This is a genomic window from Lysinibacillus sp. FJAT-14745 (assembly GCF_001275675.1).
In the GTDB taxonomy this organism is placed as follows: Bacteria; Bacillota; Bacilli; order Bacillales_A; family Planococcaceae; genus Lysinibacillus.
The window spans coordinates 220816-233102 of sequence record NZ_LITM01000002.1; the positions used below are offsets into that span (position 1 = coordinate 220816).

The window sequence follows — 12287 nt, forward strand, 5'->3', positions numbered from 1 at the left end:
CGTCGCTTCGCCTTTTCTTTCCGTCGTTCTGCCCAGCCTTTCCGTCGCCTTCTTTTCCATCCGTCGTTCTGCTCGAGCTATCCGTCGCTTTATCTTTTCTTTCCGTCGTTCTGCCCGGCCTTTCCGTCAATCCTATCCGATTAATCAAATCAAACAAAAAAGGAATGCACGCAAGTTGTGCATTCCCTCCATTATGTTAGAAAAATAAACTTAATAAAAAATAAATAGCTGCAGCCATGACTGCGGAAATTGGCATGGTGATTACCCATGTTGTTACGATTTTTCGTGCCATGCCCCATTTAACACCTTTTACACGGTGTGCTGTTCCTACTCCCATGATAGATGAAGAAATAACATGCGTTGTAGATACTGGTAAGTGAATTAATGTCGCACCGAAGATGATGGATGCAGAAGCAAGGTCTGCTGCTACCCCGTTTACTGGACGGATTTTCATAATCTTGCCGCCTACTGTTTTGATGATTTTATAACCACCTACAGAAGTACCAATACCCATCGCACATGCTGCTGCAAAACGTACCCAAAGAGGAATATCGTCTGTATGATGCAAGCCTCCTGCAATTAAAGCGAGCGTAATAATCCCCATCGCCTTTTGCGCATCGTTTGTACCGTGTGTAAATGATTGTAAGGCGGCTGTACCAATTTGCATTGTTCGGAAGCCTTTATTCGTTCGATATAAATTTGTATCTTTAAATAAAACTTTCATTAAAGTCATCATTAAGAAACCGGCTGCAAACGCAAGTAATGGCGAGAAAATAAGTGCTTGAATGATTTTTATAAAGCCGCTATAGTTCAACGCATGAAAGCCAGCAGCCGCGATGGCAGCACCCGCCACTGAACCGATCAATGTATGCGATGAACTAGACGGAATTCCAAAGTACCAAGTTACTAAATTCCAAGTAATCGCTGATAATAATGCCGCTAAAAAAACGACAGAACCTGTAATATCTCCATCAAAAGCGTTTAAGCTGAACGGGTCAACAATATCCTTTGTTAATGCTTTTGCTACCCCAGTAAATGTAATAGCTCCGATGAAGTTCATAAGGGCAGCCATATATACTGCTGTACGTGGCTTCAATGCTCTCGTTGATACAGAAGTTGCTATTGCGTTAGCTGTATCATGGAAGCCGTTAATAAAATCAAACACAAGTGCGAACATAACGACTAATATTGTTATCAGTAATATCGTATTCATTTCTTACACTCCATCTTACGCGTTACGCATAATTATTGTTTCAATTGTGTTTGCTACAGTTTGGCAGCAGTCTGCAATATCTTCAAATTGTTCATAGATACTCTTGAAGACGATGATGCGCATTGGATCTTTTTCTTGAATAAATAATTGCTTCATAGACGAGCGGAAAATTTCATCACATTCACGCTCATAGTCCTTGATCTGAATAGCATGTTTACGCATTTCAACAAGCTTTTTACTATTTAATAGCTCCATTGCTTGTACCATTTCGTCAGTACTTTTCGCAATATATGTTAAAAATTGGCGCATCGGGTCTGTAACTTCTGTTAAATTATACATGTCAAAATGAGCAATACAGCCTTCCATACCATCAATGACATCATCTAATTTATTGGCAAGTGATAAAATATCCTCACGCTCGATCGGTGTCATAAAAGATTTATTTAGCATGACGATAAGCTCGTGAATCAATTTATCTCCACTTGTTTCATATTGCTTCATTGTGTCTGCAATGTCTTTTAGTGCATCTATATTTTCAATACGTGCGTTATGAGCGTAGTAAATACCTTCTTTGACATTTTTAGAAATGTTTAATAATGCTTTGAAAAATGGATCTTGCTTGTTTGAGTTGAACATCATGTTCCTCCTGTTGAATGAATATTGTCGATTTCTGCAATCATCATAACAAAACTTTCACATATTTCTACAGATTTTTAAACATAAAATAGTTGAATTTACAAAAATGTAATATAAAATTCGCCACAATTATTTTTAGGTGCTTTTCCAAGTTGAAAACGTTGGAAACTCGATAATAAAAATTATCGATTTTTCTTAAAAATCACTGTTTTTTCTTTCATTTTTACAAAAATACTTGAAAGATCTTTTTTCCCTTCTATTTTTTCATCGTTAATAATGTTAAGGAATTGTAAACGATATTTACATTCCTCCATTGTCATTTATTACAATTCGCAGTACTGTTATAAGAAAACTGTAACTTACACAATAAGCGTTAAAGAAGGTTGTGAGTATCATACATATGGACATCGATTTACTATCACTTGTCATACTTTTAGTACTTGGTTTTATTGCGTCGTTTATCAATTATGCCTCGGCATAATTGCGTCTGGAATCGGCTTTGTGCTTAGGCCTGCATGACGCAGGTCAGTTAGCCGTTATCGCATGGATGCGATGATTTTAGGCTAACATCCTCTAAGAACTCCTTTCCGATTCCGTGACATCCGCCGGAGGCTTTAGGCCAACACGATGTGGGTCACTCAGTCGTTGCCACAGGACGTGGCGCTCTTAGACTGAGTTCCTCTATTTCAGCAGCTGTTTGGACACCCACTGGAAAGTGACTTAAAACCTGTAAATGACACTTTGCTTTCGCTACAAAAGACATTTGCTGAAAGAAGTTAAATGCTATTGTCGGTGGCGGAGGATTAATTTCATTACCAGCGCTTCTGGCCGTTGGTTTGCCCCCAAGTACTGCAATTGCCACAAACAAACTCGCCAATACAATTAGCAATGGGACTAGCATGTTAACTTTTTTACGAGCTGGCAAGGTTGATGTTAAAAAGAATAAGAAAATAATGCCTTTTATATTTATTGGTTCATTCATTGGCGCCTACACCGTGCATCTCGTTTCACCAGCTATTTTAAAACCTCTAATGCTTGTTATGCTCGTCCTTGTTACCGCTTATACAATTTTCAAAAAAGATTGGGGACAACAGCCTGAAGAGCGGACATTAAGTACTGTGAAGAAAATAGCCTTTGTTGGCGCTTTTGCTGCTGTTGGCTTTTACGATGGTTTCTTCGGACCTGGCACTGGTTCTTTTTTTATTTTCCTTTTATTAATGATAGGAAATGATTTCTTGCAGGCTGCCGGTAATGCAAAAGCTTTTAATTTCACGTCGAACTTAGCCGCGCTTGCTATGTTTTTACTTTTAGGAAAAGTTAATTTTTTATACGGTCTACCTATGGGCTTCGTCATGATTTTCGGTGCGATAATGGGTTCAAAATTTGCGCTGAAACGTGGGACAAAAATGATGCGTATTATTTTTATCATCATGACTTGTACATTAATTGTCAAAAATGCATGGGATTATTTCAGTATTCATTAAAGCTCACTGTTTAGAAATCGATAAGAAAAATACTACTGATTTTATTGACAATAATTATCAGTCAATTGACAAAATTTATTAGCGTGCTATAATACTTTTGGGCTTCACCGCATTGAAGCGAAGAAGTAACTATTAGGAGGATTAGCATGTTTCGAATTGCAGCAAAGAGTAACCCTCGATTTATCGAGGCAAGCTTTATAATAATATTAATAATTGCCACGATGGCATTCAGTATTGGGTATTTAAAAGCGACACCCCATATACCTATTTTTCTTGTCATTACACTATTAATTGCCTATGGATTACTTAAAAAAATTCCTTTTCGTGAGCTTGAAGCTGGGATGGTTGCAGGTGCAAGTGCTGGACTTGGAGCAGTTTTTATTTTCTTCTTTATCGGTATTCTAATTTCGAGCTGGATCATGGGTGGCACAATTCCAACACTTATCTACTACGGTTTTTTAACAGTTACACCAAGCTTTTTCTTTGCGATCGTATTTTTGATTTGTAGTATCGTTGGTGTTTCAGTTGGTAGTTCTTTAACTACTGTTGCGACAGTGGGCGTGGCCTTTATGGGCATTGCAGGTGCAATGGACATCTCTTTAGCTATAACGGCTGGTGCCATTGTATCCGGAGCTTTCTTTGGAGATAAAATGTCTCCGCTATCGGATACAACAAATCTTGCATCTGGTACGGTTGGCGTCGATCTTTTCGAGCATATTAAAAATATGGGCTGGACAACGATTCCAGCTTTCGTGATTTCATTCGTCCTTTATGCAATATTATCGCCAACAGAAGCAAATACTTCTTTTGAAACAGTTGAGCAATATAAAGAGGGATTACTGTCAACTGGACTTATTCATTGGTATACATTATTGCCAATTGTTGTTCTTGTTATTATGACTTTTTATAAAGCGCCTGCACTTATTACACTCGCAGTCGTCTCAGTTATCGGTGTTGGACTTGCCTACATACAAGAACCGATAGCACTATCAAATGTCTTTAAAATGCTTTTTGACGGCTATGTATCCACTACGGGGAATAAAGACGTAGATGCATTACTGAGCCGCGGTGGTATGAACAGTATGCTATCTACAATTGCCTTAGTCTTATTAGCTTTAACAATGGGCGGTCTATTATTTACGCTCGGCATTATTCAAAGTATTTTAGCGAAGGTAGAGAGCCTCTTTAAAAGTGCTGGCTCTGTTATTACTGGAGCTGCCATTACTGGGATTGGTGTTAACACATTAATTGGTGAACAATATTTATCCATCCTACTTACGGGTGAAGCATTTAAAGCACAATTTGAGAAGGTAGGACTTGCCCCTAAAAATTTATCCCGTGTCATGGAGGACTCAGGTACTGTAGTCAATCCTCTTGTCCCGTGGAGTGTTTGTGGTATTTTTATCGCTAGTGTACTAGATATCCCTACAACAACTTACCTACCCTTCACCTTCTTCTGTCTACTCGGACCAATTTTGACGATTATCTTTGGGTGGAGCGGTAAAACATTAACGAAGCTTGAAAAATAACATAATAAGATCGGTAGCTGATGAATCCGTCAGCTACTTTTTTTCTATCTCCCACCATATTAATGCCTTTAAATTCATGATGAAGTAAATTTCCTTCTTTCAATTACAAGAGTCCGATCTTAGCGGTACTCCAATATGCATTTTTATTAATTGTTCAAGTTGTTCAATATCTATAAATACTACATTATAGAGTTCTATGGAGTTAATCCATTCTAATAGAAAACCATGGAATAGAATGAGGGCTGTCACAAAAGTCACTTTTATGACAGTCTTTTCATTTTTTATTGATAAAGGTGCAAAAGATAAATTGGATAAGACTTTATTACCTTCTCTTCTTTGATGGTAATCAATAAATAGCTATCCAAAAGAAGGATTGGGATGAGTTTTTCTAACATAGGGTAGGTCGGGATTAGGAGGATTTGGTCCTTCAAAAAGCAAGATTTGATTTAAAAGAACAAGGTCATCTTGCTGGTTTTTGATATGAGGCCAAGTAATTTTTCAGCTAAAGACTGACGACTCTTGAGATAAGGGAGTTGTTTATTTCTTGTGGTCATAAAGGCAGTAATAAGCGCTTTAATCTCATTATCGGTAATGCGAGCAGTGGGCAGGACAGAGTTGTTCATGACAAAATAGCCCCATCATAAGCCCTGTTCACCTGATCCTCAAGGGTGAGTACCCGAGGTGGCAAACAAGCCGTCGAGTCCAAGCTCCTCCCTTTCTTCTTTAGTAAAAGCGGTTCCTTTATTCAAAAAAGGATTTGAAAGAACCTCTTTTCCTTTTAATGTTGTAAGAATTACATTTTCAAGAACATTCATGGGTTTCCCTTCTTTTTACAGAAAGTTTTTTATTAAGTACTCTTTAATTTGGTTATATTCATGCTGGTAAACAGGCCTTCCTATGGTCCCATATATAACCTTGACATCAAGGATTCCTAAATCCTTTAAGAAGTTTAGATACTTTCTCGCAGAGACCGTTGAAATGCCCACAACATTTGCCACTTCTTCGGTGGAAAACGGCCCTTCTTTCAATTTCTGAACCGCTTCCCAGACTTGCTTTAAGGTATCTTTAGTCAACCCTTTTGGGAGCTCTTCAACTATTGTAGCTTCATCCCTGTGCAAAAGATAATTATCGAGCTCCTGCTGGCTGACTGCTTCCAGTTTACCAGTAAACCTTGTCTTTTGCTGATAGCTGACAAGAGCAGCGTTGAATCTTTCAAATTTAAAAGGCTTTATTAAATAATCGACAACGCCGTATCTTAATGCCCTCTTGATTCGTTCCAGATCCGATGCTGCCGAAATAATGATTACATCGATTTCAAGTTCATTTTTCCGGAGGTACGCCAATAGCTCTAAGCCCTGCTTGCCCGGCATAAAAATATCCAGAAGTATAAGCTGTATATCCTCCTTTCCGAGCAAACGGAGAGCCCCATCGACTGAATTGGCTATTGCAGCCAAACGGAACCCAGCAATCTTAGAAAGATATCGTTTATTGATTTCCGCCACCATAGGGTCGTCTTCGACAATCATTACATTGATCATGCCTCTTCATCCTCTGCTTTATAAGGTATATATACCGCAAAATTCGTTCCCTTTCCCGGCTTGGAAGAAATGATTAGGTCCCCTTCTAGTCTTTCAATAGCCTGAGCTAACAGATATAGCCCGAACCCACGGTTATCTCCTTTCGTGGAGAAGCCTTTTTCTAATATTTTATTTTGCATTGCTTTCGTCATTCCTATCCCTGTATCTTTAACCTCGATTGTTAAAATATCCTCTGCGTAATCGAGCTTTAAGTCAACTTTTTTGATAGGACTGTCCGCTATTGCTTCCATTGCATTATTGACGAGATTTCCAATAATCGTTATCAGGTCCTGGGTGATTTCTTGGTTCACAGGCTGGGGAAGCTTATTGGAGCAATCAAATGATAGTGATGCACCTGATTCTCTTGCAAAGCTTTGCTTGCCAATCAAAAATCCGGCTAGAACTGGATCCTGGACATTCTCTGTTACAAAACCCAGTTCCGTTTCCCGGTGGTTAACCGTTTCACTCACATAGTTCGCAAGTGTATTATATTGCTCGGTACGGACAAGTCCAAGAATGACATGCAGCTTATTCATGAATTCATGGGCATGGGCACGTAGGGCATCCGCATAATTGCGTACACCTGTGAGCTGTTCGGCCAATAACTGAACTTCTGTTTTATCACGGAATGTAGCGATTGCTCCAACCGGCTGATTATTCACTATTACTGGTACCCTGTTTACCAAAATAGTAACCCCATGCAGATCCTGTTCCTGGTCCAGCTCAGTTCCTCCAGACTTCAAAATATGGGTTAAGCGGGTGCTAGGCAAATAATCTTCTATTTTGAGTCCCATTGGATTCCCTTCTAGACCGGCTTTTTTAAAAAGCTTTCGGGCTGCCCTGTTTACAAGGGTAATTTTTCCTTCTTGGTCAATGGCTATTATACCCTCACGGACAGATTGGAGCATAGAACTCCGCTCTTCAAGCAACCTGGCAATAGCGAACGGTTCGAGTCCCAAAAGGTTTTTTTTGATAACCCTGGCCAAGCCCACTGCACCTGTTATCCCGATAAGTATTCCGATTAATGTCCCGATCACCATGCCCATCCGGCCTTTATGTACAGCCTTCGTTACGTTTTCCAAAGAAATCCCTACTGCAACTGCGCCGACTTGTTTTCCTTGTGAATTCTTTATTGGGGTAAATGCCCGCATGGAGGGGCCGAGAATACCCTTTGAGATGGATACATACTTTTTCCCTTGAAGGACTGGCCCTTCATCTCCTCCCTTAAATTTCCTTCCCACTTCACCTGGATCCGGGTGGGAAAGTCGGATTCCTTTCATATCCATAACGACAACGAAGTTAACATGCGTTAAATCTTTTATTTGATTGGCAAAAGCTTGTACTTCTTTCGGATTTATTTCCCCTTCGAGAGACCCAATCACTTGCGGGCTAATGGAAACCATACTTGCAATATTGAGTGCCTTTTCTTTCTGTGTCTCTTCCACGCTAGAGGTAATTCTCTTACTAATTAGCAAATCGGTTATACCAAGTGACAAAGCAACGACAAAGCATACAAAAATAATAATGATGACTTGTAAACTAAATCTGCCCTTTTTCATAATCTCCTCCAGGTTATCTGTTTAAGTATAGTATGAATAAGGTTTATCCATTACATTCATAAAGACCACGAAGCTCTCTGGAAGAGCTTTGCAGTCTCTATATTAGATCATCTTATTAGTAAAATTGTCCCCGCCATGATTGAGGTAAGTAAGGAATCGTAAAGAAATAAAGATGGAGTCAACGTAAAACTATTGCTCCATCTTTATTTTTTATTCAATATTTAGGATCTGTTTTATTATGCAGGACTAGCTGTTTTTAGCTTACCCATTGACTTCTATCTAAAACATTAAAAACCTCAGACATTCAGTTTTTACTCCGCAACCGTACCGAGATTTGATCAACATATTTTAGCTGACTTTATGAGAGACGGCTATTTTGACCCTGTTTAATCTAGTTTATTATAAAAAAATGCCTGTAATTTCCTGGAATACCGAAAGTCCGATTAATTACCAGGAGTACAGGCATTTTATTTAACTATTTAATATGCTTAGGAATTAATCTTTGTCCAAATACCTACACTCTTAATTTCTTTATACTCAGGTTTCCACATAGAATCTTCAATAGCTTTTTCAACATCTTGAATATCTATTGTTGCAATTCCTTCTTGTATTGCAGCATGGACTACTTCAATGGCTACGTATTTTGAGACTTCATGAAGCTTTTCAATAGATGGCAGCAGGGATGCTCCAGGTTTACTTGTGTCTGACATTCTTGTAACCGCATAAGCAGCAGCTGCAAACATTCCTTTTGAGATCACTTCAGCTTTTGCAACAATCGCTCCCAAGCCTAGGCCCGGGAATATAAATGCGTTATTTGACTGCCCAATTTCATAAGAAACACCTTTGTATTCTACATTGGCAAACGGGCTGCCGGTTGCAATTAGAGCCTTGCCATCGGTCCACTTAATCAGGTTTTCCGGCACTGCTTCAGTCAGTGCCGTAGGGTTGGACATAGGCAAGAAGATGGGACGCTCTACGTGCTTGGCCATTTCTTCGACAATTTCCTTAGTGAACGCGCCGGCTTGTCCGGAAGTACCAATCAGGATGGTTGGCTTCACCCTTTGAACTACTTCCGATAATGAAATGATCCCTTCCTCATTCTTATCCCAGTCCTTAACTTCATCCATCTTTCTAGTATAAGGCTTCTGGAAGTACAGAACATCTGGTGTTTCATCTGTTAGTAGACCCCGATAGTCTACAGCCCAGAAACGATCACAGGCTTCATCTCTTGTCGACCCTTCTAGAACCATGGCATCAACCATTTGGTCTGCGCAACCGATGCCGGCAGCTCCTGGTCCAAAAACAACAATGCGCTGGTCCTTCAGGGATTCTCCTGTTACTTTCAAAGCAGACATAATAGCAGCAAGAGTAACAGCACCTGTCCCCTGGATGTCATCGTTGAAGGTAAGGATTTTGTCACCGTATTTGTCCAAGATTTTTCGCGCATTGACGTTGCCAAAGTCCTCCCAGTGAATGAGAACCTCTGGAAAGAACTTTCTTGCAGACTGAACGAATAAATCAATGAATTGATCATAACGATCACCGCGGACACGTGCGAATTTGTTTCCGATATACATAGGATCTGTAATCAAAGCCTGATTGTTCGTGCCAACATCCATCACGATTGGCAGAACACGGCTTGGATCAATACCAGCTGCAGCCGTGTACACGGCAAGTTTACCAATGGCAATATTAATACCACCTATCCCTTGGTCCCCAATACCAAGAATGCTTTCAGAGTCGGTTACGACGATTAAATCAATACCATTTTTTAGCTTTCCTAGATTATCAAATGCCTTTTCAATGCCCTCAGGATCCTCAATGGAAAGATATAAGCCACCTGGTCGGCTGTAGCTACGAGAGTATGACTGGATTGCATCACCTACAGTAGGAGTGTAGATGATAGGGAGCATTTCTGCTAGGTGTTCTTTCAATAGACGATAAAACAAGACAACATTGCGGTTATATAAATCATTAAGCAACCCGTTTTTGAACAGATTCGTCGTCCGCGTCGAAAATTGTTCATAGACCCTATTAACTTGTTCATCAAGGGTAAGTACTTGTGGCGGTAACAGACCTTCAAGTCCAAGGTCTTCCCTTTCCTCTTTCGTAAAAGCTGTTCCTTTATTCAAAAAAGGATTGGAGAGAACTTCTTTTCCTTTTATTGTAGTTATAATAACATTATGAGGTACATTCATGGTGTTTCCTTCTTTCTTAAAATAGCTATTCCGACAATACCGCAACCAATTAACTTAATGACCCTTTTTTATAACTAAACAAAGCAGACAGTGAAACCGCTGACTGCTTTGTCTTTGTTTTATTTTCAAATTGGCTTAAAAGCTTCAGCAGCATGATGGCCGGGATAACCGTAGATTTTTACTTTATTGTCACGCTGCGCTTTCAATTGATTTTTTAGCTTTTTTCTTTTCGGACCTTTTAAATGCATAATTAACAACAATCGGACAGAGTATTGCAGATATTACACATGCTGCTGCAACTTGTGCGGTAGCTCCTGGTGCTATGGAAGCTAAGGTTGGATCTGCTGCTGCAACAACAGCTGGTGTAGCTACAGCATTTCCTGCAGTTGATCCTGTTGCTAGACCAATTATAGGATTTTCTTTAAATAGTTTTAAAAGTAGGTAAGCTCCAATTCCAGTGAATGCAGCTATTAATCCTAGTAATATACCAGGACCCCCTGCTTTTATAATAGTTGAAAGATCCATCCCTGCCCCTAATGGGAATGAGAAGAATGGGATTAATAATAATTTACTGCTTCCAAGGAACTTTCTCATATCAGAGTCAATATTCCCTAAAATCATTCCAATTACTATTGGAATTAATACTCCTATAAGTGTTTGAAAAGGAATTGAGGCAAGACCGGATGCACCTAATGCAACTAATGTGAAAAATGGACCATCTTTTAAAGAAAATACAGCATATGCGCCTACATCAGTTTCATCACCATACGATGAAGCAAGAGATGCATATAATCCACCATTAGCATTTAATAATGCTGCAAGGATGGCTAATGGTGATAACCCTAGTATTCCGGCAGGCCCAAAAATCATTGCTACAGTTATACCTATCCCAGCACCCACTATAAATTTTCCTGTTATTAATATCGCACCTTTTTTTATTGCCTTTGGTGCTAATTTGAAATTAATTTGTGAACCAATTAAAAACATAAAACATGCCAAAATTGTTGATGATGCTTCTTTACTGAATAATGCTGTTGTAAAACTTCCAATTTTTAAAAATTGCGGAAAAAATGTGTTCGTTAATACCCCTAAAAAAAGTGGGACAACCATCATTCCACCTGGAATTTTATCAAGCGTTTTCTTAATTGGAATTTGCATTTTTACCCCTCCTAAAATAGTTTTATAACATCGAGTGAATCCATTATTTTACCGATTGCTCCGATAATTGCAGAAAGCGGTTCCAATTTTCTCGCATGTTATACTATTTTTTTCTCCCTTTGTTTTGTTACCTGTCTATCATATTCGGATGAAAATCGTTTTCATAGTTTATGAAAGTTAAATAATCCTTTTTGTAAATAAAAAAAGTAAGCGGCCTTTATCATTAATCATCGAATTTGCAAAATGGCACCTCCAGTAATCAAGGTAAGAACCATTGCATTTTTTAAAATTGACATAGTACTTTTTGTTAGTTAAGAAAACGTTTGGACAGGGAAAAAACAGGTTTTCAAAAGCAAGAAATAGCTTACGGGGTTTTTACTTGAGCACTTCCTTTATGTGGAATGCAGAAGATGAGATGAAAAAGCGGAGTACTTACACGACAACTTGCTGTAGTGAAAATGGTGTTGCCTATGCGATGAAGTAATTAATCTTGTAATAATTAACTTAGTACGATCTTTTATCTGCGTACGGAGCTTTCGGGCGTTTAATATTCTATTGAAAAACTTGTGAAAACTTAGCTTTTTATTGCTGGAAGAGTTACTAGATGTGTTCAAAAAGATTTCTTTGTATCTGATATTTTAAAAGTATCTTTCTAATACTAAAAAAAACAATCCCCCGTATTATTGTGTAAGGAGGGATTGTCAAATTCGACTTAGTATTTAAGATTTGAAAGCATTTTTTCTTATTTCCGGCTGAATAAATCTTTTCAAAGTGTGAGATTCTTAGATCTTTAAATACAGTATTCACTAATAATTAAGAGGCATTAGAAAGTATAAAGTTTGAAAGAAAATCATCTCATCAGGCGTGTTGATTAGGAAAAAATAAGTTTATTATTGAGCGATAAAAGGATTTTTTCGTTACCACTTTGCCAAT

At 38.7% G+C, this 12287-nt stretch carries 9 protein-coding genes and 2 pseudogenes; 2 read left to right on the plus strand and 9 right to left on the minus strand.

Features of this window, described 5'->3' with window-relative positions; genetic code table 11:
- Nucleotides 1–196: 196 nt before the first annotated feature.
- The 3 genes from AMS59_RS02590 to AMS59_RS26110 form a co-directional block, all read right to left on the minus strand.
- Entirely contained in the window at nucleotides 197–1213 is a 1017-nt protein-coding gene (locus tag AMS59_RS02590; protein ID WP_053482204.1) for an inorganic phosphate transporter, read from the minus strand.
- Nucleotides 1214–1228: 15 nt separating this feature from the next.
- Nucleotides 1229–1849, minus strand: coding sequence for a DUF47 domain-containing protein (locus tag AMS59_RS02595; RefSeq protein WP_053482205.1), 621 nt, complete (start codon nucleotides 1847–1849; stop codon nucleotides 1229–1231).
- 634 nt (nucleotides 1850–2483) lie between these two features.
- Nucleotides 2484–2711, minus strand: a complete 228-nt coding sequence (locus AMS59_RS26110) for a hypothetical protein (protein WP_234007661.1) — start codon at nucleotides 2709–2711, stop codon at nucleotides 2484–2486.
- Between AMS59_RS26110 and AMS59_RS02600 the strand changes: the two genes are divergently transcribed.
- Both AMS59_RS02600 and nhaC read left to right on the plus strand, forming a co-directional pair.
- Nucleotides 2686–3333, plus strand: a complete 648-nt coding sequence (locus AMS59_RS02600) for a sulfite exporter TauE/SafE family protein (RefSeq protein WP_234007662.1) — start codon at nucleotides 2686–2688, stop codon at nucleotides 3331–3333. The genes AMS59_RS26110 and AMS59_RS02600 overlap by 26 nt on opposite strands.
- A gap of 146 nt (nucleotides 3334–3479) precedes the next feature.
- Nucleotides 3480–4862 (plus strand): Na+/H+ antiporter NhaC, encoded by a 1383-nt coding sequence (nhaC, locus tag AMS59_RS02605; protein WP_053482206.1) that lies wholly within the window; start codon nucleotides 3480–3482, stop codon nucleotides 4860–4862.
- Nucleotides 4863–5146: 284 nt separating this feature from the next.
- Here the strand turns inward: nhaC and AMS59_RS02610 are convergent.
- The 6 genes and pseudogenes from AMS59_RS02610 to AMS59_RS02630 form a co-directional block, all read right to left on the minus strand.
- Nucleotides 5147–5485, minus strand: a pseudogene (locus AMS59_RS02610) (transcriptional regulator); the annotation flags it as partial.
- A gap of 14 nt (nucleotides 5486–5499) precedes the next feature.
- Nucleotides 5500–5677, minus strand: a pseudogene (locus tag AMS59_RS24760) (NAD-dependent malic enzyme); the annotation flags it as partial.
- 15 nt (nucleotides 5678–5692) lie between these two features.
- Nucleotides 5693–6400: a response regulator gene (locus AMS59_RS02615; RefSeq protein ID WP_053482207.1), complete on the minus strand. Its 708-nt coding sequence runs from the start codon at nucleotides 6398–6400 to the stop codon at nucleotides 5693–5695.
- Nucleotides 6397–7998, minus strand: coding sequence for a DcuS/MalK family sensor histidine kinase (gene dcuS, locus AMS59_RS02620; RefSeq protein WP_053482208.1), 1602 nt, complete (start codon nucleotides 7996–7998; stop codon nucleotides 6397–6399). The genes AMS59_RS02615 and dcuS overlap by 4 nt, the downstream gene beginning before the upstream one ends.
- A 488-nt stretch (nucleotides 7999–8486) precedes the next feature.
- A complete protein-coding gene (locus AMS59_RS02625) occupies nucleotides 8487–10196 on the minus strand; it encodes an NAD-dependent malic enzyme (protein WP_053482209.1) in 1710 nt (569 codons plus the stop codon).
- 189 nt (nucleotides 10197–10385) lie between these two features.
- A complete protein-coding gene (locus AMS59_RS02630) occupies nucleotides 10386–11354 on the minus strand; it encodes a 2-keto-3-deoxygluconate permease (protein WP_053482210.1) in 969 nt (322 codons plus the stop codon).
- Nucleotides 11355–12287 lie beyond the last annotated feature (933 nt).